This window comes from Mycobacterium sp. NGS56 (assembly GCF_059812425.1).
In genome coordinates, this window is sequence record NZ_JCALCQ010000009.1 from 39,034 (window position 1) to 59,018 (window position 19,985).

Below are 19,985 nucleotides of genomic sequence, written 5' to 3' on the forward strand. Positions count from 1 at the left end.
GTCAGGTGCCAATTGCGCAACAGTCCGATAACGCTTTTTTTGGGACGGGCGTGCCGTCTCGCACCAGAAGATGGACACGGAAGTGATCTTGGACGCGCGGTGCGCGTCGCGTGACGGAACTGCAAATTTCGCGCCAGCCGCCGCCACGGCGCTGAAATAGGCCCCTTTTATGGGTGAACGCGCAGCGTGGCGGGGTGACTGGCGGCCGCTAATGTAGTAGCCATGTCAGACCGCCCCCCGGCCGCGCTCACGATCCTCAAGCTCGCGGGGCTTTGCTTGTTGGCCAGTGTCGTCGCCACGGCGCTGCTGTTCCCCTTCGCCGGCGGCATAGGGCTTGTGTCCAATCGGGCCTCGGAAGTGGTTGCCAACGGGTCGGCTCAGCTTCTGGAGGGCGAGGTGCCGGCCGTGTCGACGATGGTCGACGCCAAGGGCAACACCATCGCCTGGCTGTACTCGCAGCGCCGGTTCGAGGTGCCCACCGACAAAATCGCCAACACGATGAAGCTGGCGATCGTGTCCATCGAGGACAAGCGTTTCGCCGAGCACAACGGGGTGGACTGGAAGGGCACCCTGACGGGGCTGGCGGGCTATGCGCGCGGCGACGTCGACACGCGCGGCGGTTCGACCATCGAGCAGCAGTACATCAAGAATTACCAGCTGCTGGTCACGGCGAAGACCGATGCCGAGAAGCGTGCGGCCATCGAAACCACCCCGGCGCGCAAGCTGCGCGAGATCCGCATGGCGTTGACGCTGGACAAGACTTTCACCAAGCCGGAGATCCTGACCCGTTATCTGAACCTGGTGTCGTTCGGCAACGGCTCGTTCGGCGTGCAGGACGCCGCCCAGACCTACTTCGGCATCAACGCCTCCGACCTGAACTGGCAGCAGGCGGCGCTGCTGGCGGGCATGGTGCAGTCGACCAGCGCACTGAACCCGTACATCAACCCCGACGGGGCGCTGGCGCGGCGAAACCTGGTGCTGGACACCATGATCGAGAACATTCCGCAGGAGGAGGAGGCCCTGCGTGCCGCCAAGGCCGCCCCGCTGGGGATCCTCCCGCAGCCCAACGAGTTACCCCGCGGCTGCATCGCGGCGGGCGATCGCGCGTTCTTCTGCGACTACGTCCAGGAGTACCTCTCCCGGGCCGGGATCAGTAAGGAACAGGTGGCGCGAGGCGGCTACACCATCAAAACCACGCTGGACCCGGACGTGCAGATTCCGGTCAAGGCGGCCATCGACAAGTTCGCCAGCCCGACGCTCCCGGGGATCTCGAGTGTGATGAGCGTGCTGCAGCCGGGAAAGACGTCGCACAAGGTGATGGCGATGGCCAGCAACCGCACCTACGGGCTCGACGTCGATGCCGGTCAAACCATGCGCCCGCAGCCCTTCTCGCTGGTTGGTGACGGCGCGGGATCCGTTTTCAAGATCTTCACCACCGCGGCGGCGCTGGACATGGGGATGGGCACCAACGCCACGCTCGAGGTGCCGGGCCGGTTCCAGGCGAAGGGCATGGGCAGCGGCGGAGCCAAGGGCTGCCCGAAGGACAACTGGTGCGTGGTCAACGCCGGTAACTACCGCGGGTCGATGAATGTCACGGACGCGTTGGCCACCTCGCCCAACACCGCGTTCGCCAAGCTGATCCAACAGGTCGGGGTGACGCGCACGGTGGACATGGCGATCAAGCTCGGGCTGCGGTCCTACGCCGACCCGGGCACGGCCCGCGACTACAACCCTGACAGCAACGAGAGCCTGGCCGACTTCGTCAAACGGCAGAACATCGGCTCGTTCACGCTGGGCCCGATTGAGGTGAACGCGCTGGAGCTTTCCAACGTCGCGGCCACCCTCGCCTCGGGCGGCACCTGGTGCCCGCCCAATCCGATCGACAAGCTGGTCGACCGCAAGGGCAACGAGGTCGCCGTGACCACCGAGACGTGCGATCAGGTGGTGCCCGAGGGCCTGGCGAACACGTTGGCCAACGCGATGAGCAAAGACGCCCTGGGTGGCGGCACGGCGGCCGGTTCGGCCAGTGCGGCGGGCTGGGACCTGCCGATGTCCGGCAAGACGGGGACCACCGAGGCGCACCGCTCGTCGGGCTTCGTGGGGTTTACCAACCACTATGCGGCGGCCAACTACATCTACGACGATTCCCCCAACCCCACCGATCTGTGCTCGGCCCCGCTGCGGCACTGCGGGGAGGGCGACCTGTACGGCGGTAATGAACCGGCGCGCACGTGGTTTACCGCGATGAAGCCGATCGCCACCAACTTCGGGCCTGTGCAGTTGCCGCCCACCGACCCTCGCTATGTCGACGGCGCGCCCGGTTCGCGGGTGCCCAGCGTCGCCGGCCTGGATATCGATGCCGCACGCCAGCGCATCAAGGAGGCCGGCTTCCAGGTCGCCGACCAAAACAATTTCGTCAACAGCAGCGCAAAGCAGGGCGAGGTGGTGGGAACCACACCGAGCGGGGCAACGATTCCGGGCTCGATCATCACCATCCAAGTGAGCAACGGCATACCGCCGGCCCCACCGCCGCCGCCGGAAGGGGCCCCGCCACCTGTCGGCTCGCAGGTGGTCGAAATTCCGGGTCTGCCGCCGATCACCATTCCTTTGCTGGCGCCACCGCCGCCGCCGGCGCCCGGTCAGCCGCCCGGTCAGCCGCCCCCATAGGCGTCGCGTAATCCAGAGATACGGTGCGAGCCCGCGACCGGCAGTAGGCTGCCAGCATGGCTGATGTTTTGCCCGTCCTGATACGTGCCGGCGCCGCCGTGCTCGGTTCGAGCGTCGCCGGCCTTGGTTATGCCGCAGTGATCGAGCGCAACGCGTTCGTACTGCGCGAGATCACCATGCCCGTGCTGACGCCGGGTTCGACTCCGCTGCGGGTGCTACATATCAGCGACCTGCACATGACGCCCGGCCAGCGCCGCAAGCAGGCGTGGCTGCGGGAGCTGGCGGGCTGGGAGCCGGACCTGGTGGTCAACACCGGCGACAACCTGGCCCACCCCAAGGCGGTGCCGTCGGTCATCCAGGCCCTCGGCGATCTGCTGTCGCGACCGGGCGTCTTCGTATTCGGCAGCAACGACTACTTCGGCCCGCGGCTGAAGAACCCGTTGAACTACGTGACCAACCCGTCACACCGGGTTCGTGGTGAACCCCTTCCTTGGCAGGACCTGCGGGCGGCGTTTACCGAGCGTGGCTGGATCGACCTCACCCATACCCGGCGCGAGTTCGAGGTGGCGGGGTTGCACATCGCCGCCGCGGGCGTTGACGACCCGCACATCGACCGCGATCGCTACGAAACCATCGCCGGCCCGGCCAGCCCGGCCGCGAATCTGCGCCTGGGTCTGACGCATTCGCCCGAGCCGCGGGTGCTGGACCGCTTCGTCGCTGACGGCTATCAGCTGGTGATGGCCGGACACACGCACGGCGGTCAGGTCTGCCTGCCGTTCTACGGCGCACTGGTGACCAACTGCGGTCTGGACCGCTCACGGGTAAAGGGGCCGAGCCGCTGGGGCGCGAACACGCAGTTGCATGTCTCCGCCGGTATTGGCACCTCGCCATTCGCGCCGGTGCGGTTCTGCTGTCGGCCGGAGGCCACCCTGCTGACGTTGATCGCCACCCCGATGGGCGACCACGATGCGGCCAGCGATCTGAGCCGTTCGCAGCCAACAGCATCGGTGCGTTGACGGACCGGACCCGGATCGCGGACCGCAGCCGCTCACGTTGCTGGACGGACGGCGCGATCCGTTTCCCGCCTACGCCGAAGACCGCTGCGACGTCGTGATGCCCAAATCGTCTCGCATCGAGGGCATCGGCCGACCGCGGGTGGAGCCATCGTTTCTGCCCAGCGTGGTCGACCGCATGGTGGCCGTCCCGGACGCGGCGTCGATCGCGGCCGCGCGGCACGCGAGCGCGGTCTCGGGGCGCCGGGTGGGACCGTCGACGGGCACCGACATGTGGGGGCGTTCGGCCTGGTCGCCGAGATGGTCGCCGATGGCCGCAGCGGTTCGGTGGTGACGCTCCTCGCCGACAGCGGCGACCGCAACCGCGACACCTATTTCCGCGACGAATGGGTCGCGGCGCAGGGACTGCATCCGACGACCGCAGCCGAATCGCTGGTCGCGTTCGAACGATCTTGCTTATGGGAGTGACGTGGCGCACCGCGGTTTGGCCAGCCGACGGCCAGGTGCGATAGGCTGTCGAAGCTTCAAGCGGGGTGTGGCGCAGCTTGGTAGCGCGCTTCGTTCGGGACGAAGAGGCCGTGGGTTCAAATCCCGCCACCCCGACTCAAGGTAACGCGACGCCGTATCTATACGGCGTGATCGGCACTGGGTCCGTCAGTGCGTCTAGCCCCCCGACTTCTTGCCGCCTTTGCGTCCTGCGGCCTTCTTCTGGGACTGGTTGCCGCCGCTGCCGCTGCTGGGGCTACTTTGGCTGCTGCCGGTGCTCTTGCCGCCCCTGCTCGAGGCGCCAGGCGAGTTCGATATCGCCGCCGCTCTCGAGTTGCTCATGCCCTTCTTGCGCAAGCCCTCGTACTGTTTGTCGTTCTTGACGCTGGACCATGATCTTTCGCCACTTTGTACTCCTTTACATCTTGCCGCCCGGATACCCGTTGCCAACGCAACAGATTTCCGGGCGTTCCCAAAGTGTCGAGAAGGAAATGATTCCCGCGGTCGATGCAGGGTGCGTTCGCCGGACTCTTCCGGTCCATCTTCAGCCATGTAAGCGGCGCACCATTCGGTGTAGCGTCATTGCTGTTCGACAAGACGTTGGGGTCCGGAGCCTGGCGATCTCGGCGATTCGGTTCCCGAAAGCGGGGTGCCCATCACGAAGGAGGGCTTCCTCCATGGCCGCCAATGATGCGTCGCGGCCGGTGAGTCCGGCACCGCATGACGATCTGCGCGTCACCCTGGCCGTAAGGCGTGACAAGCTCGTTCGCCAGCGCGTGGACGTACTTGCGGAGATTCGCACGCTTTCCAACCAATTAGAGGCCATCGACCGCCAGCTTGAACACATCGCGCACATCGAGGCCGCGCACGTGCCGCACTGATCAAATTTCGCACAGCGTGAACAACCCGCTGCGCGATATCCGCGCCGGGTGATCGAGGCCGCAAGAAGAGCGGTGGCGTCGGAGGGCGAACGTCTGGCCGAACCGAATGCGCTGTGGCTCGGAGCATCTCGCTAGCTTTCCTACTCCGGTTCCAGCCGTCGTTGTCCGGCGTGAGGTGCGAAACTGTGTGTGCGCCGCGGGCCCCGCGCTACGACCGGCTGAATTCGCGTCCAGCTCTGTAGCTGGGAGCGGCCCACGAGGCGGCAATGGTGGGTGCCGGCTAATCGGCGGGCCGCCTTGGTGAAGGTCTGGTTGGTAACGACGACCGTCCGGTTACAGCCATGGTGTAAAGCCCCGGCCACGACCTGCTGAACCGCGGCCACACCGACGGCCTTCGCGAGCCTCTTGCACTGGACGGCCACGCGGGCGCCGTCTTTCTTGGCGATCAGATCCACGCCGTAGTCGCCGGTGCTGGCGGTGGGGGTGACGCTGTAGCCCGCGACGCGAAGCTGCGCTGCGACGAATTCCTCGAACTCGGTGCCGGACATCCGGTCGATCGCCCGCAACCCTCGTTTCGTCAACTTGACGTCGCGTCGTCGGTGCGCGTCGCGCTGGTAGCGGTCTCGTTGCAGCGAGAGCCACCACAGTATGGCCAACGCGAAGGCGAGCCCGCCCAGACCGGCCAAGCATCCCAGCGGCAGACTCCCGGTGGCCTTCTGCGTGAAATACCAAGGGAGCGCTAATCCCAGTACCAGGAGCGACCCGAGTACCTTCTCCATTTGTCGCTGAACCTAGCGGATGCCACCGACAATTCGGTGCAACCCGGCGCGGATTCACGGTGCGCCTTGGTGGTCGGGACGCACCCGTCTGAGGGCTTTCCTTTGTCAGGCGCAGTCGGCGCACACCGGGAGGCCCGAGCCAGAAGCGCGCATCCGGCTACGGTGCTGCACCAAAAAGCAACTCGAGCAAGTGAACTCGTCGGCGCGCTGGGGAATCACGGTCACCGACAGCTCCTCGCCTGACAGATCGGCCCCGGGTAGTTCGAAGAAGTGCACGTCGTTGGGGTCCTCGTCGACCACGGTGGTGACAGGCCTCGGCAGGGTCGGCGCCAGTTCGCGAATCGAGGAGTTGTCCTGGGTGTCGGCGTCGGATACACGGCGTGCGTCGTAGTCAGTGGTGGTCGCCATTGGGGTTCCTTCCTGCTAGTGGAACGGGTTGACGCACTTTCCTGTACTCACCCGTGGCGCAGGCTGTACCCGGTTCGGAGGCTAGCTACACCAAGCGACCCTGAAAAGTTGCGCCGACCGAGAAATGGGCGGCGGCGATGTCTCGCCCCTGGCCTTACTCGGGCACGGCTCATTTACGCCGCCGTCGACTATGGCGTTTGCTGGCAGGGTTAGCCCCAAGCGGTCCAACTGGACCGGATTCGCCCGTTGGCGTGGGAAGCAGACATCAGACCCCAATCTGCGTGGCGCTGATGATCGTTAGCTCAGCTGCTGGGCGGGGGCACGGGGCGGTCGGAATGCGCGGCGTGCCAGCGCAGTTCGGCATCGCGGACCTTGCGGTGGGCACGCAGCAGCCACGCCGCGCTCAGCGTGCCGAGTATGACGGCCACGACGAGGGCGATGGCGCCACCCACCAGATGTCCGGCCGCAACGGTGAACAATCCCACGGTCAGCGCAATCACGGCGAACGCCGAAGCGGCGAGGCCGGGGGCGTTGGCGCCGTTCTTGAGGGATTCGCCGGCGTGCTGACGAGTGGTACGGGCATGGTCGACTGCGGCGTTCTTGCGGTGATCCAACGTCATTCCTCGTCGAGAGTTATTGTGTGTCAGCATTATTCGTGCGGAACTCGATCGCGGTTCCCCCGGCGAACAGGCACGGCGAAGCCGCCCCGAAGTCGCGGACCACCCACGCAGCTGTACCCGTCGCCCCGGTGGCCAAACTAACCCGCGACGGTGTCGGCAACGCTCGGCGTGGGTATGCCGGGAAACATGACATCACCAGCGCACGCGGGCACGGGTCCCCAAACCGACGCGGGGAGCCCGCACTGATGGCGCGCGGCGCGGCACCCGCCGTACTGTTCGACGTCGACGGCACCCTGGTGGATTCGAACTATCTGCATGTCCATGCCTGGCAGCGGGCGTTCGACGCCGAGGGCATGGCGGTGGCGTCGTGGCAAATTCATCGCTGCATAGGCATGGACGGGTCCCGGCTGGTCCGGACGCTCTCCGATGACGCCCCCGACGACGTGCAGGAGCGGCTCAGCGACAAGCACAGCAAGTACTACCGGGAGATCACCCCGTTGCTGCAACCTCTGCCCGGTGCCCGTAGCCTGCTGCACCGGGTCGCCGACCTAGGTTTACAGGTCGTCCTGGCCAGCTCGGCGCCCGAAGACGAACTGGAGATCTTGCGCAAGGTTCTCGATTGCGACGATGTCATCTCCGAGACGACGTCGTCCCGCGACGTCGATACCGCCAAGCCCGAACCCGGCATTGTGCAGGTAGCGCTGGATCGCGCCGGCGTCGATGCCGACCATGCCGTGTTCGTCGGAGACGCGGTGTGGGACGCACACGCCGCGGCCGGCGCGCGATTGCCGTGCATCGGGTTGCTGAGCGGCGGCATCTCGGGCGCGGAACTGCTGGAGGCGGGCGCCGAGCCCGTCTTCGAGGATCCACGCGACCTGCTCGAGCACCTGGAGTCGACCCGAATCGCGGCACTTGCGCCAGACCGCTGACCGACGAACCCGCTCAGTCGCCGTGCGTGCGCAGTGACAGCGGCAGCACCCACCAGAAGAAGATGAACAACGGCAGCGCACACGCTCCGGCTATGAGGCCCACTGTTAGCCCGGCCACCGCGGCGAAAATGATGGTGGTCAGACCGATCACCGCCAGACCGAGTAACCCCAGCCCGGCGAAGGCACACCGGTGTGCGGCCGAAACGAGGACCTGAAGGCGGTGCCGCCGAAAAAGGATCCGGTGCATGGCGACCGGGGCGATCAGCAGAAGGGTCGCGCACACCGCACAGACCACGGTCGTCAGATAGACGATGCGCATCGGCGGCCCCAACACGTCGAAGCGTTGCTGGAACGGCAGTGTCAATAGGAATCCGGTCAGCAGCTGTACCCCAGTCTGGAAGACCCGCAACTCCTGCAACAGGCTATTCCAATTGCGGTCCAGCCGTTGAACTTCGGTTTCGCCTCGCTCACGGCGATCCCACCGTTGGTCTTCTTGCGGGTCGTCGACGTCCATACCCTGATGATCGCACTTGAGCCGAGTGTGGACACCGCAACGGATAGGCCGACCATGACGCGTCATTCGCGACAAAAATGTTTGAGCGAATTACGGAGGCCCCGATGAGGGATAGACGCAATTAGCACTGGATTTGATGCAGAGCGGAATAAAACTCGCCGTACGTGCGCCAAAGACGTTGTCAGGCAAGCGATGGGCACCGCGGATTCACAGCGCGAAGCGGCCCGCGCTCGCGGAACAAATCGCTAGCCGTTGAGGTTGCCGTCCCGGATCCCGGTCAACGCGTCGTCGAGCGTCGGGTACAGCGGGAAGGTCTTGTCCAGACCGGTCAGGTGAATCGGCCTGCGAGTGGCCGGGCCCCGCGCGACCACACCGAACCCGGTCTGCTTGCCCAGCTTCTCATAGGTCGCCGCCAGGATCTTCAGCCCGACCGAACCGAGAAACTCGACCGCGGAGAGATCAATGATCAGCGCTGTCGGGCTATCCGCGACGACCGCGCTAATGGCTTGTTCCAGGGCAGGAGCCGTGACCAAATCGATTTCGCCGCTGACACTGACCACGGAGACCCCGTCGTGGTCCTCAACCAACGTGGTAATCGAATCAGGAGCTGACAATGGCAATCCTTTGTCCTGGGCGGTGGCGTGGTTCAACCCTAGCCTGCGTTATGAACTGCGAGAAGAATATGCCCTCTACATGTGCCCCGCGGCAACCCAGGCTAGTCTCGCAAAGGAACTGCAGACCGCAGGGGCGCGACGTGGCACTCGGGAGGCCAGATGTCAGATTCGCCGTCGGATCTCAACAGTACCGGCACTGCGGCGCAGACCGTGGGCGTTTCCAGCGAGGGGCTACTACCGCAGCTTGTCCAGCACTTGCGGCAGAATCGAACGATCCTGCGCGAGGAGTGGGCCCGCCGGATCACCGCGGCCGAACTGCTCACCGCGATGTCGCCCGAGGAGATCTTCTCCGAGGCGACCACGGTGTATGACAGCTATGTCGAGGTACTCGAGACCGGTAGCGTCGAGGCGCTGCAGGACTACGCACGCGACCTGTCCGAGCGCATCATCCCGCGTGGCGTTGAGACGAACGAGGTCGTCGGCATCGTGCTCCTGCTGCGCGACGTGCTGGCCCGCTCGCTGTTCGAGAAGTACCAGACGGACTTCGACCTACTCAATCGGGTGCTCGACGCCTACGAACCCGCGGCCAACCGCATCGCCAACACCGTCGCTGTCGGCTTCGTGCAGGAACGCGAGCGCATCATCCGCCAGCAGCAGGAGGCCATCCGCGAACTGTCGACGCCGGTGCTGCAGGTGCGTGAGCAGCTGCTGATCCTGCCCATCATCGGTGTGCTGGACAGCCAGCGTGCCCGCCAGGTCACCGAACAGCTCCTGCGGGCAATCCGCGCCAACCGCGCCAAAGTGGTGGTCATCGACATCACCGGTGTTCCCACCATCGATTCGACGGTGGCCAATCACCTGGTGCAAACGGTCGACGCCTCGGGATTGATGGGTGCCAGTGTGATCATCACCGGCCTGTCCTCCGAGATCGCACTGACGCTGGTGACCATCGGGCTGGACCTGTCGAAGATGAACGCCGTCGGCGACCTACAGGGCGGTATCGAGGAAGCCGAACGCCTGCTGGGCTACGAGGTCACCCGCACGGGCGAGCAAACCGGATAAGCACCACTAGGCGAGCACCCCCATGCCGGTACCGATCCTGAAGCAGGGCGCGATCCTGATCGCCTCGGTGCAGTCGGCGCTCACCGACTCCGACGCCGAACGCCTGCGCTATGACCTGATGGAGCGGGTCAGTAGGTTCCGCGCTCAGGGCATCATCGTCGACGTCACCGCAATCGATGTGATGGATTCCTTCGCCGCCCGGTCGCTGCGGACGATTGCGCACATGACCCGACTGCGCGGCGCCGAGACGGTGATCGTCGGGTTGCAGCCGGAGGTGGCATTCGCGATGGTCCAGCTTGGTCTGGCGTTCGACGACATGAACACCGCGCTGGATCTTGAAGAAGGACTTGCCCTGTTGAATCGCGAACGGGGACAGGGTAAATCGATGATCGGGCGCGACGGTGGTGGGTGACATCGTCGTCGACATCCATAACTCCGACGACATCGTCGCCGCACGCAAGGCCGGACACGAGCTCGCACTCGATCTCGGATTCTCGTTGACCGACGTCACCATGATCGCCACGGCGATCTCCGAAGTAGCGCGAAATATCACGAGCTACGCGGGTCGCGGAATCATCCGGGTGACCGTGGACGACCGGGACGGCCGTCAGGCTCTGGTGGTGCGCGCCGAAGACGAGGGCCCCGGCATCGCCGACATCGAACGGGCGATGGAAGACGGTTACACCACCGGGCGCGGGCTGGGACTGGGCCTGCCCGGCGCGCGCCGCCTGATGGACCGACTGGTGGTCGAGTCCACTCTCGGTCGGGGAACCGTCATTGAAATGTGGAAATGGGTTCCTCCTCGTGCATGAACACGGACGCTTCGGACCTATCGAGTGGGCAAGGGCGGGAAGGCCTCTGCCCAGCGAGTACACGTCCGGTGACCGGAGTATCGCAATCGAAATCGACGGTGGTGCAGCGCTGTTCGGAGTTGTTGATGGGCTCGGCCACGGGCCGGCCGCCGCAGAAGCCGCGCTGCGCGCGGTCGATGTGCTCACGCGCGCCAGTTCCGAGCATGTCGAGGTATTGCTCCAGCTCTGCCACCGGGTGCTGGCCGGCACCCGTGGGGTGGCAATGACATTGGCGCGAATGGACTTTGCCGCAAACACCCTCACCTGGTCCGGCGTAGGCAATGTCACCGCCGACCTGGTTGCCAAGGCGCCGACCGGTCTAGAGCTTCGGTCCAGTGCACGGCTTACCGGAGGTATCGTGGGCGACCGTATGCCGGAAATACCTCCGGCGCAAGTGGTTTCCATCCGCCCTGGCGATTTACTCCTGATGAGCACCGACGGCATCGCCCAGGATTACCTGGACCACATCGACTTCTCAGCCACCGCTGTCGCCATCGCTGAGGGGCTCCTGGGCAAGGATGCGAAGGAGACCGACGATGCGATGGTGCTGGCGGCACGTCACAGGGGAGTAACGAGTTGAGCGGCGACAACGACTTTCACGATCAGTACGAGGCCGCGCTACGCGCCTACCTGGTCTCACACGACGAGGCCACCCTGTCGGTCGCCAATGAGCTCGGCCGCAGGGCCCTACAAGAACAGATAAGCCTGCTCGACCTGGTCGAACAACATGTCCGGCTGGTCTTCGAGATCTCGCAGGACGTGCGCATAGATGCGCCGATCGCGCTGGAGTTCCTCCTGCAGCTGCTGGTGCCACTCGACGTCGCTACGCGCGGCTTCATCGACGGCAACAGACGCTATGCCGAACAACGTGCCCGCGCCGAGGGGCTGGCCGACCGCGACAAATTCCGCACCGCGCTGGTCAATTCGCTGCAGGAAGGCTTCTTCGTCGCCGATCACGAGGGCTCCGTGGTCGAGATGAACAGTGCCTTCATCGAGATCCTTGGCTATCCCAACGAGGGCTTGCCGTACAAGTGGCCCCACCCCTGGCTGGTAGACACGACGACTGCGGCCGAACAGGTAACGCTGGTCCTGGCCCAGGGTAGGGCCGACTACGAGACACCCATTCGCCATGCCGACGGCCACCTGGCTTGGGTCAAGGTGAGCATCAACGCGGTCAAGGAAACGGGCAGCGATCGAGTCTATGTCGGAACGATCCGCGACGTCACCGCCGAGCGTGCCTTCGCGGCCCGCGAGACCGCCGTGCTGCGATTGGCCACCGCCGTGGCGGTGGCCAAGACTGTGGACGAACTGCTGACGATCACCCTCAAGGAGTGCAGCGCGGCAATCGACGTGCAACGGGTGATCGCGGTCTCGTGGCCCAACGGTGACGGGGACCCGACGGTCCAGGTGGCCGGCGAGCCCGCGGCCTCGTCGTGGCGCAAGCTGGATCCGTGGTTGCGTCATACCTTCCAGGATGCGCGTCATCAACTGCCGCTGACCGCGAAAACGGTTGAGGCGCCGAGCAATCCCGGCAAGGTCCAGGGATTGGTGGCGGTGCTCTCCGGTACCGGCGACCTGGCGTTGTGGCTGGAGCTGCGGACGCCCCGCTGGGTCAGCGGGGAGGATCGGCTGCTGGTCACCGTGCTGATCGGGCACCTGAGTCTGGCCATGCAGCACGTGCGTCAGTTCGAGAGCGCGCGTGAGACTTCGCTGACGTTGCAGCGGGCCATGCTGCCACCGGTCCAGCCCCCGCCGGGGTTCGCAGTTCGGTACGAACCCGCGGTGCCGCCGTTGGAGATTGGCGGTGACTGGTATGACGTGCTAGCGCTGGACGAGCACCACATCGGCATCGTCGTCGGAGACTGCGTCGGTCGCGGCCTACCGGCGGCCGCGATCATGGGGCAGCTCCGAAGTTCCGCGCGGGCACTGCTGATCAACGGTGCCGAGCCCGCGGTGCTGCTCGAACAGCTCGACTCGGCGGCATCGCTCATCCCCAACGCGTACTGCACAACGGTCTTCCTGGCGATTCTGGACACCGAAACCGGGCTGCTGCAGTACAGCAACGCCGGCCACATGCCGGCCGTGCTGGCCGGGCCGGAGCCCGGCATGACGGCGGTGCTGACCGACGCCGCGTCGCTGCCGCTGGCGGTCCGCCGAAACCAACCTCGCCCGCAGGCCACCCAGGTGCTGCCGCCCGGCTCGACACTGATGCTGTTCACCGACGGGCTCGTCGAACGCAAGCATGAGTCAATCGACGAAGGAATCGCCCGTGCCGCAGACGTTCTGGCGCAGACCATGACATCGCCGCTGGATACGGTGGCCGATGTGGTGCTTCGCGAACTAGCACCGGCCGCGGGGTACGACGATGACGTCGCGATGGTGATCTACCGACACCAGCAGACACCGCTGCGCATCGAAAGTGTTGCCGCCGCAGACCAATTGGCTATCATCCGGCATCGGTTGGCGGACTGGCTGCGCGCCCGCGGCGTAACGGAAGACCAGGCAGCCGACATCGTGCTGGTCGTCAACGAGGCGTGTACCAACTGTGTAGAACACGCTTACCGTGGATTCGCCGCCGGAGCCATGTTGCTCGAGGCCAGTCTTACCGACGGCGAAGTACGCACCCGGATCACCGATTACGGATCGTGGAAGACGCCGCCGGCCACCCGGAGCAACGGCGGACGCGGCTTGCCGCTGATGCGGGCCCTCAGTGACTCAATGGAGCTCGATACCACCGCCACCGGCACCACCGCGGACATCACCTTCCGACTGCGGGGAGGGGCCGTCTGAGGCGGATGAAAGACCCAGTAGCTGGCGTCGAGCCGTTTGCCGGGCCCGTACAGCGGGTAGACACCGGCGTGACTTACGCATCGACCATGACCGAACCCGCCCTGCCTGCCGCGCACGGGCCGCTGTCAACGGCCGTGCGCAGCGCGCTGGCGGGTCCACCATCGGTTGACCACCTGGCGCGCATCGGCCCCTCCGTGCAAGATTCCGATCCTTGGGGACTGGATCTGCAACTGGCGCTGTCCATGTGCTACGAGCTGCACTACCGGGGGCTTGCCGGCGTCGACGCCGCATGGGAGTGGAACCCCGCGCTGCTGGGTCTGCGCTTTGAACTGGAGCGGGTTTTTCTGGCGGGCGTGCGCCGCGACGTCGGTCAAATCGATCCAGACCAGACCGCGGCGGCCGAAATGGAAGCGCTCACGATCGAGCCAGTCGACGGCACCGGCCCGTCGTACTACCTGCGTGACACCGGAACGTGGCAGCAGATGTGCGAGTACTTCGTGCACCGCTCCCTGTACCACCTCAAAGAGGGTGATCCGCACGCCTTTGCCATTCCGCGCCTGACGGGTGTGGCCAAAGCGGCGTTTGTGGCAATCGAATTCGATGAGTACGGTGCCGGACGGGGCTCGCGGGTACACCAGCGGCTGTTCGCCGATCTGCTCGCCGCGGCCGGTCTGGATGCGACGTATTGGGGCTACGTCGACGCGGTGCCGGCCGAGGCTTTGGCGGTGGTCAACCTCATGTCGCTGTTCGGCCTGCACCGCTCGTTGCGCGGCGCTGCGATCGGGCACTTCGCCGCCACGGAGATCACCTCGCCACCGGGATCGCAACGCATGGTGAAGGCCTTGCGCCGCTTGCAGGCACCGGCGGCGTGCATCGAGTTCTACAGCGAGCACGTCGAGGCCGATGCGGTACACGAACACGTCGTGCGCAACGATGTGGTGGGTAATCTCGTCGCCCAGGACCCGCGACTCGAACACGATGTCATCTTCGGCATCCGGGCCCACGCGGCGGTCGAAGACCGCCTGGCCGAACGGATTATGGCGTCGTGGGGCCAGGATCAGACTTCGTTGCGGAGGCCGCTGGAGCGGATGAGCGTGCCGAGGTCTTGAGGCGCCGGCACCGGCGGTGACTGGTGTCGCAAAGCGGGTAGCGGTCGCTTCGGCGGCAAGTGCAGATCGCCACCATGAATCGATCGGATTCCACGACCTCACCGTCGGGCATCTCAATGCGCACCGGACCCGACACCAGCACGGGCCCGTTGGGCACCACCTGCACCCGGGTTGTAGTCATCGCTTTTCGGCTCGGATCACGATAAGCTCCTCTTCCCGGCGTCCGCGCGGTATCAGGCCTACCTCCTCCAGCCACGCCGCCCGAGACGACATCACCGGCCCGAACGGTATCCACTTGGAGGCAATCACTTTCGCGTCCATGCCGGCCCACTTGAGCGAATCCAGCGACTGCTGGACACCGGCAAGCGCCGAATGCACCAGCAACAGGGATCCACCGTCGCGCAAGAGCTTTGGAGCCGACTCGCACAACGGGTCCAGGATCATCCGTCCGTCCACGCCGGCGTTCCACGCCCACGACGGTCCGGCCACCGGGCAGATCTCGCCCATTTCGGCGCCGGGCGGGGTCGGAACATACGGTGGGTTCGAGACAACGACGTCGAACGGCGCGCAATCCACAGCGGCGACCCACGATCCTTCGCGGACGTCCACCTCAACACCGGCTGCCGCCGCGTTTTTCCGAGCGCAGCGCACGGCCTGCGGGCAGATGTCGAAGGCCGTTGCGCCGGCGCACCCCATGGCGGCAGCCGCGATCGCGACGAAACCGCTGCCCGTGCACAGATCGAGCACCCGCCGCCCCGGGATCAGACCGGTGTCATGCATCACGTCCACCAGCAATCGAGAGTCCTCTTGTGGCTGATACACGTTAGGAACGGACGAGACGGCGGGCTCGGGATACGTGGTTGTCACTGTTGGCCTTTCGAGAACCCAATAAATCTGCCGCTGATCACGGCTTGGCGGGATAATGCCCGCAAACCGCTTCATTCAAACGAACGAGCCGGAAAGTCCTGCTGCTAACCTGCCGTCACACCGGCTAACTGCTTGAGAACGGCCGCACAGAATGCCGGGAGGTCCGACGGTGAGCGACTGGTGATCAGATTGCCGTCCACGACGACCTCCTCGTCAATGACGTGGGCGCCCGCATTGCGCAGATCGGTGCGAATACTCGGATACGACGTCAGCGTCCGGCCCACTGCCACACCGGCTTCGGCCAGCGTCCAGGGACCATGACAGATGGCGGCCACCGGCTTGCCCGACCCGACGAAATCTCGGACGAAGGACACGGCGGAGCTGTCCATGCGCAGCTTGTCCGGGTTCACGGTGCCACCCGGCAGCACCAGGCCGTCGTAATCGTCCACCGAGGCCTCGGATACCTTTCGGTCGACGGCGAAGGTTCCGGCCGGTTCGAGATCGTGGTTACGCGCCTGGATTTCGCCGTCCTTCAGCGACAGCACCTGCACTTGCGCACCGGCTTCCTGCAGCGCCGCACGTGGCTGTTCGAGCTCCACTTTCTCCACACCGTCAGCCGCGAGAATCGCTATTCTCTTGCCCTGCAAATCATTTGACATCGTCGCTTCCCCTTCCTGCGATCGTCGATTTCCTTCTGATCAAAGAGCTCGTAACTGCGCAGCGCCTCGTCGCGCACCATTGCCGGTCGTTCGCAACGCCGTGTAAAGGTCGAGTCCGGCGATTCCGGAAAGCAGTACCGCCGAAACCGTGCCCTGCTGCCGTCGGCCGGGCCCACGGGCAACGACGCTCGCGATCAACAGCGCCATGTCCAGGACGTCGCCGGCCACCCGCGTCCACACCAGCTTGGGGGGACCGCCCAGCAGCGCCGCGCCATGGCCGCATTCGCGCGCGCCGAGTCCGCGGATGACCCGCCGCGACCGGCTGGTGTCGTCCACGCCCGCAATAGCGGCGACCTTGCCCGGGGCAACCAGTTCCCCCACGCCCAGGCCGAAACTGGCGGCGGTGAGCGCCCTTACCAGAGTGGTTGTGGTGTCACCGTAGCCATCGCTCATGGTTCGCTCCCCCTGCTTAGCCGAAATGCGCATACCTGCGAGTCGGCTGGGCGGCAGCAGTTCGAATGGACCAACGCGCGCCGGAACGCCTGTTCACGTCCCAGCTCCACCGACGTCCGGCCGCGCGTTGGTTGGCTGCCCACGACTGCGACCCGGATACCCGGGCGCAACACGGTCAAACCTGCGATCAGTTCGCTGCGTCACGCAGCGCCGCCAGCAACGGCTCGGCGGCTTCGGAGAGGAACCTCTCCTGGGTGTCTCCCCCGATCTGGACGAGCGCGATGTCGGTGAAGCCGGCTTCCCAGTAGGGCCGGACGCCTTCGACAATGGCGTCCAGGTCAGGACCGCACGGGATCGTCTCGGCGACGTCTTCGGGCCGCACGTACTGGGTCGCGCCGGCGAAGCCGGCCGGCGTCGGTAGGTCGGCGTTGACCTTCCAGCCGCCGGCAAACCAGCGGAACTGGTCGTGCGCACGTTTGACCGCGGTGTCACGATCCGGATCCCAGGACACCGGTATCTGGCCGACCACCCGACCGCCGCCGGCGAGATTGGCCGCTTGGCGGGCGCCGTGCCAGGCGTCGACGAGTTCCTTCTTGGGTTCCACTGCGATGAGGTGGTCGGCCAGCTTGGCGAATTTATCGACCGCCTTGGTGCCCCCGATCGCCACCCCGATGCCCACCGGAATGTCCGGCACGTCCCACAAGCGCGCCGAGTCGACCCGGAAATAGTCGCCGGTGAAGTCGACCAATTGCCCGCCGAACAGCTCCCGGATGATTTTGATGGCTTCCCGCAGCATGTCCTGCCGGCGGGCGACGGCCGGCCAGCCTTTGCCGACGACGTGTTCGTTGAGGTTCTCCCCGCTGCCCAGGCCCAGGGTGAATCGGCCATCGGACAGAATCTGCACGGTAGCCGCCTGCTGGGCGACGATCGCCGGGTGATACCGCATCGTCGGACACGTCACATACGTGTAGAGGTCGACCCGCTCGGTGGCCTGAGCCACCGCACCCAGGACCGCCCAGGCGTTCGGGGCGTGTCCTTGCGAGATGAGCCACGGCGAGAAGTGGTCGCTGCACACGTGGAAATCGAAGCCCCGCTCTTCCGCCGAAACCGCGTACTGCACAAGGTCTTTGGGTCCACTCTGCTCGGTCATCAAAGTGTAGCCAAAATTCGTCATGCGTGACTGGGTACCCGACTGATCCGAGCGCAAACGACGCACCGGGCCCTGCACGCCCGCGGTGGTGATGGGTCCCGTGGCGACGGTGCCAAGCGCCATCGCGATCACGGCGGACAGTCTGATGTTGCGGCCCAACGTGTTTCGCCAGGTGACCTTGATGCCGACGCGTTCCGTGCGCCCCAGCCAGATGACCCGGGCTGAAGCTGGACCGGCGGCGAGCTGGCGGGGGGTGTCGCCGGGTCGCGGACCGACCCGCGCGGCTACAACCGCTCTTTGACGGCGGCCGCGAGCCGGGCGCCGTCGGCCTTGCCGGCGGCGATCGCCGTGGCGGCCTTCATCACCATGCCCATCTGTTTCGTCCCCGGTCGCTCACCGATTTCCTCGGCGACCTGCGCGATCGCGGTGTCGGCGACATCGGCCACCTCGGCCTCGGTGAGCGGGGTGGGCAGGTACTCGTCGATGATGCGCCCCTCGGCGTGCTCGTTGGCCGCGAGCTCCCCGCGCCCGTTCTGGGTGTAGATCTCCGCGGCTTCGCTCCGCTTGCGGGACTCCCTGGCCAGCACCTTGATGACATCCTCGTCAGTGAGGTCTTTTGCCTCCTTACCGGAGACTTCCTCGGTCTGGATAGCTGCCAACAGCATGCGCAGGGTGGCCGTTCGCAACTTGTCCTGGGCCTTCATCGCCGCCGTCAGGTCCGTCCGGATCCGGGATTTGAGTTCCGCCATGAGGAAGACGCTACGCGCCGGGGGTCGGGTCAACGTTGTGAAATGGGCCGACCGCCGACAGGATGGAGCCCATGACGATCGACGCGCCCGGCTGCAGGGCTGGTTTGACGGGCCGCTGCACTCGGTGAGCGCGCCGCCGCCTGGTTTTCCGGCTGGTCCGCCACCGGCATACGGCCCACAACCTCAATACGGTCCACCCGCCGCGTATGGCCCACCCTCGGCTTACGGCCAACCACCGCCATATGGCCCGCCACCCGGCTACCAGCCCCCGGCCGGCTACGGACCACCACCGGGATACGGGCCGCCTCCCGGGTATGGGCCGCCTCCCGGGTATGGGCCGCCACCCGGGTACGGGCCCGCGGCCGGCTACGGATCGGCGCCGCACTTCGGCGCGCCACGCTACGGAGCCGTCAAGCCGGGGATCATCCCGCTGCGGCCGCTGACCTTGGGCGACATCTTCAACGGCGCGGTCGGCTACGTCCGGGCTAACCCGAAGGCGACGCTGGGACTCACCGCCATCGTGGTGGTGATCATGCAGATCGTCACCAAGGTCGCGTTCTTCGGACCGCTGGCCGCGGCCGACAGGTTCACCAGCGATCGACCCGACGAACTGACTTCGAGCGTCATCGGCGCCTGGTCCGCGTCGCTGGTGGGCGGCATCCTGGTCAGCTGGCTGGGCGGCATGCTGCTGTCCGGCATGCTCACCGTCATCATCGGGCGGGCCGTGTTCGGGTCACCCATCACCATCGGCGAAACCTGGATCAAGATCCGCGGGCGACTGCTGGCACTGCTCGGCCTGGCTCTACTGGAAGCCGTCGTGGTGGCGGCTCTCGGCGGGTTGGTCGCGGTGATCATCGGCGTGCTGGCGGCGATAGGTAACGCCGCGGCGGCCGTGGTGTTGGGCATCCCGCTGGTGCTGATCGTCCTCGCGTTGCTGGTCTACCTGTACACGGTGGTGCTGTTCGCCCCCGTGCTGATCGTGCTGGAACGGCTGCCGGTCATGGACGCGATCACCCGATCGTTCAAACTGGTTCGCAACGGTTTCTGGCGGGTGCTGGGAATCAGGGTGCTCGCATTGCTGGTGACGTCGGTCGTCGCCAACGCCGTGGCGGTCCCGTTCAGCATCATCGGCCAATTTTTCCAGATCAGCTCGTCCCCCACAGCCTTCGTCGTCAGCGCGGCGGTTCTCTCGGTGGGGGCGGCGATCGGCGAAATCATTACCGCGCCGTTCACTGCGGGTGTCGTCGTCCTGCTCTACACCGACCGCCGGATGCGCGCCGAGGCATTCGACCTGGTGCTGCAAAGCGGCGCCGCCCAGGGGCCCTACGCGGCCGCGTCCACCGACAACCTCTGGCTGACACGGCCCCTGTAAGGGCCGGACGAG

At 65.9% G+C, this 19,985-nt stretch carries 23 protein-coding genes, 1 tRNA gene and 1 pseudogene; 13 read left to right on the plus strand and 12 right to left on the minus strand.

What is annotated here, in order from left to right; genetic code table 11:
* Positions 1-222: 222 nt before the first annotated feature.
* The 4 genes and pseudogenes from ponA2 (at position 223) to AC5Y4F_RS19465 (ending at position 4,283) form a co-directional block, all read left to right on the plus strand.
* Positions 223-2,667, plus strand: a complete 2,445-nt coding sequence (gene ponA2, locus AC5Y4F_RS19450; RefSeq protein WP_067933136.1) for a transglycosylase/D,D-transpeptidase PonA2 — start codon at positions 223-225, stop codon at positions 2,665-2,667.
* Between the two features lie 56 nt (positions 2,668-2,723).
* Entirely contained in the window at positions 2,724-3,683 is a 960-nt protein-coding gene (locus AC5Y4F_RS19455) for a metallophosphoesterase (protein ID WP_499997921.1), read from the plus strand.
* A 61-nt stretch (positions 3,684-3,744) separates the two neighbouring features.
* Positions 3,745-4,148 (plus strand): annotated as a pseudogene (locus tag AC5Y4F_RS19460) (PLP-dependent cysteine synthase family protein); the annotation flags it as partial.
* 61 nt (positions 4,149-4,209) lie between these two features.
* A tRNA-Pro gene (locus AC5Y4F_RS19465) sits at positions 4,210-4,283 on the plus strand.
* 60 nt (positions 4,284-4,343) lie between these two features.
* On the opposite strand, the gene AC5Y4F_RS19470 is transcribed toward AC5Y4F_RS19465, so the two are convergent.
* Entirely contained in the window at positions 4,344-4,508 is a 165-nt protein-coding gene (locus AC5Y4F_RS19470) for a hypothetical protein (RefSeq protein WP_231986324.1), read from the minus strand.
* A gap of 335 nt (positions 4,509-4,843) precedes the next feature.
* Between AC5Y4F_RS19470 and AC5Y4F_RS19475 the strand changes: the two genes are divergently transcribed.
* On the plus strand, positions 4,844-5,047 hold the full coding sequence (locus AC5Y4F_RS19475) for a hypothetical protein (protein WP_067933132.1): 204 nt from the start codon (positions 4,844-4,846) through the stop codon (positions 5,045-5,047).
* A gap of 140 nt (positions 5,048-5,187) precedes the next feature.
* On the opposite strand, the gene AC5Y4F_RS19480 is transcribed toward AC5Y4F_RS19475, so the two are convergent.
* The 3 genes from AC5Y4F_RS19480 to AC5Y4F_RS19490 form a co-directional block, all read right to left on the minus strand.
* Positions 5,188-5,826 (minus strand): restriction endonuclease, encoded by a 639-nt coding sequence (locus AC5Y4F_RS19480; RefSeq protein ID WP_499997924.1) that lies wholly within the window; start codon positions 5,824-5,826, stop codon positions 5,188-5,190.
* Between the two features lie 105 nt (positions 5,827-5,931).
* On the minus strand, positions 5,932-6,234 hold the full coding sequence (locus tag AC5Y4F_RS19485) for a DUF4193 domain-containing protein (RefSeq protein WP_499997926.1): 303 nt from the start codon (positions 6,232-6,234) through the stop codon (positions 5,932-5,934).
* Between the two features lie 302 nt (positions 6,235-6,536).
* Positions 6,537-6,854 carry an MnhB domain-containing protein gene (locus tag AC5Y4F_RS19490; protein WP_067933125.1) on the minus strand — a complete coding sequence of 106 codons (318 nt, stop codon included), beginning with the start codon at positions 6,852-6,854 and terminating at the stop codon, positions 6,537-6,539.
* Positions 6,855-7,099: 245 nt separating this feature from the next.
* On the opposite strand from AC5Y4F_RS19490, the gene AC5Y4F_RS19495 reads away from it, so the two are divergent.
* On the plus strand, positions 7,100-7,783 hold the full coding sequence (locus AC5Y4F_RS19495) for an HAD family hydrolase (protein WP_067933161.1): 684 nt from the start codon (positions 7,100-7,102) through the stop codon (positions 7,781-7,783).
* A 13-nt stretch (positions 7,784-7,796) separates the two neighbouring features.
* Here AC5Y4F_RS19495 and AC5Y4F_RS19500 read toward each other — a convergent pair whose 3' ends face one another.
* Positions 7,797-8,297 (minus strand): DUF6328 family protein, encoded by a 501-nt coding sequence (locus tag AC5Y4F_RS19500; protein WP_499997928.1) that lies wholly within the window; start codon positions 8,295-8,297, stop codon positions 7,797-7,799.
* 245 nt (positions 8,298-8,542) lie between these two features.
* On the minus strand, positions 8,543-8,911 hold the full coding sequence (locus tag AC5Y4F_RS19505) for an STAS domain-containing protein (RefSeq protein ID WP_231986323.1): 369 nt from the start codon (positions 8,909-8,911) through the stop codon (positions 8,543-8,545).
* 159 nt (positions 8,912-9,070) lie between these two features.
* Here AC5Y4F_RS19505 and AC5Y4F_RS19510 point away from each other — a divergent pair, with 159 nt between their 5' ends.
* The 6 genes from AC5Y4F_RS19510 to AC5Y4F_RS19535 all read left to right on the plus strand — a co-directional run bounded on the left by AC5Y4F_RS19510 (position 9,071) and on the right by AC5Y4F_RS19535 (position 14,723).
* Complete coding sequence (locus AC5Y4F_RS19510; protein WP_067933119.1) at positions 9,071-9,973, plus strand: STAS domain-containing protein; 903 nt, start codon at positions 9,071-9,073, stop codon at positions 9,971-9,973.
* Between the two features lie 22 nt (positions 9,974-9,995).
* Positions 9,996-10,385 carry an STAS domain-containing protein gene (locus AC5Y4F_RS19515; protein WP_067933117.1) on the plus strand — a complete coding sequence of 130 codons (390 nt, stop codon included), beginning with the start codon at positions 9,996-9,998 and terminating at the stop codon, positions 10,383-10,385.
* On the plus strand, positions 10,375-10,785 hold the full coding sequence (locus AC5Y4F_RS19520) for an ATP-binding protein (RefSeq protein ID WP_067933115.1): 411 nt from the start codon (positions 10,375-10,377) through the stop codon (positions 10,783-10,785). Before AC5Y4F_RS19515 ends, AC5Y4F_RS19520 begins: the two co-directional genes overlap by 11 nt.
* The gene (locus AC5Y4F_RS19525; protein WP_499997930.1) at positions 10,778-11,404 is read left to right on the plus strand and encodes a SpoIIE family protein phosphatase; all 627 of its coding nucleotides are present in this window, start codon (positions 10,778-10,780) and stop codon (positions 11,402-11,404) included. The genes AC5Y4F_RS19520 and AC5Y4F_RS19525 overlap by 8 nt, the downstream gene beginning before the upstream one ends.
* Positions 11,401-13,614 (plus strand): SpoIIE family protein phosphatase, encoded by a 2,214-nt coding sequence (locus AC5Y4F_RS19530; protein ID WP_499997932.1) that lies wholly within the window; start codon positions 11,401-11,403, stop codon positions 13,612-13,614. The genes AC5Y4F_RS19525 and AC5Y4F_RS19530 overlap by 4 nt, the downstream gene beginning before the upstream one ends.
* An 86-nt stretch (positions 13,615-13,700) precedes the next feature.
* Positions 13,701-14,723, plus strand: a complete 1,023-nt coding sequence (locus AC5Y4F_RS19535) for an iron-containing redox enzyme family protein (protein ID WP_499997934.1) — start codon at positions 13,701-13,703, stop codon at positions 14,721-14,723.
* Here the strand turns inward: AC5Y4F_RS19535 and AC5Y4F_RS19540 are convergent.
* The 6 genes from AC5Y4F_RS19540 to AC5Y4F_RS19565 all read right to left on the minus strand — a co-directional run bounded on the left by AC5Y4F_RS19540 (position 14,650) and on the right by AC5Y4F_RS19565 (position 18,601).
* Positions 14,650-14,904: a CDGSH iron-sulfur domain-containing protein gene (locus tag AC5Y4F_RS19540; protein WP_082947538.1), complete on the minus strand. Its 255-nt coding sequence runs from the start codon at positions 14,902-14,904 to the stop codon at positions 14,650-14,652. The two genes, AC5Y4F_RS19535 and AC5Y4F_RS19540, sit on opposite strands and share 74 nt — an antisense overlap.
* On the minus strand, positions 14,901-15,590 hold the full coding sequence (locus AC5Y4F_RS19545) for a HemK2/MTQ2 family protein methyltransferase (protein WP_067933158.1): 690 nt from the start codon (positions 15,588-15,590) through the stop codon (positions 14,901-14,903). The genes AC5Y4F_RS19540 and AC5Y4F_RS19545 overlap by 4 nt, the downstream gene beginning before the upstream one ends.
* 104 nt (positions 15,591-15,694) lie before the next feature.
* Positions 15,695-16,249, minus strand: a complete 555-nt coding sequence (locus AC5Y4F_RS19550) for a type 1 glutamine amidotransferase domain-containing protein (RefSeq protein WP_067933106.1) — start codon at positions 16,247-16,249, stop codon at positions 15,695-15,697.
* Between the two features lie 39 nt (positions 16,250-16,288).
* On the minus strand, positions 16,289-16,702 hold the full coding sequence (locus AC5Y4F_RS19555) for a malate dehydrogenase (protein ID WP_499997936.1): 414 nt from the start codon (positions 16,700-16,702) through the stop codon (positions 16,289-16,291).
* A gap of 187 nt (positions 16,703-16,889) precedes the next feature.
* Positions 16,890-17,876: an LLM class F420-dependent oxidoreductase gene (locus AC5Y4F_RS19560; RefSeq protein WP_067933154.1), complete on the minus strand. Its 987-nt coding sequence runs from the start codon at positions 17,874-17,876 to the stop codon at positions 16,890-16,892.
* A 260-nt stretch (positions 17,877-18,136) separates the two neighbouring features.
* Complete coding sequence (locus AC5Y4F_RS19565; RefSeq protein WP_067933105.1) at positions 18,137-18,601, minus strand: GatB/YqeY domain-containing protein; 465 nt, start codon at positions 18,599-18,601, stop codon at positions 18,137-18,139.
* Between AC5Y4F_RS19565 and AC5Y4F_RS19570 the strand changes: the two genes are divergently transcribed.
* Positions 18,600-19,973 (plus strand): DUF7847 domain-containing protein, encoded by a 1,374-nt coding sequence (locus AC5Y4F_RS19570; RefSeq protein WP_499997937.1) that lies wholly within the window; start codon positions 18,600-18,602, stop codon positions 19,971-19,973. The two genes, AC5Y4F_RS19565 and AC5Y4F_RS19570, sit on opposite strands and share 2 nt — an antisense overlap.
* The last annotated feature ends 12 nt before the right edge of the window (positions 19,974-19,985 follow it).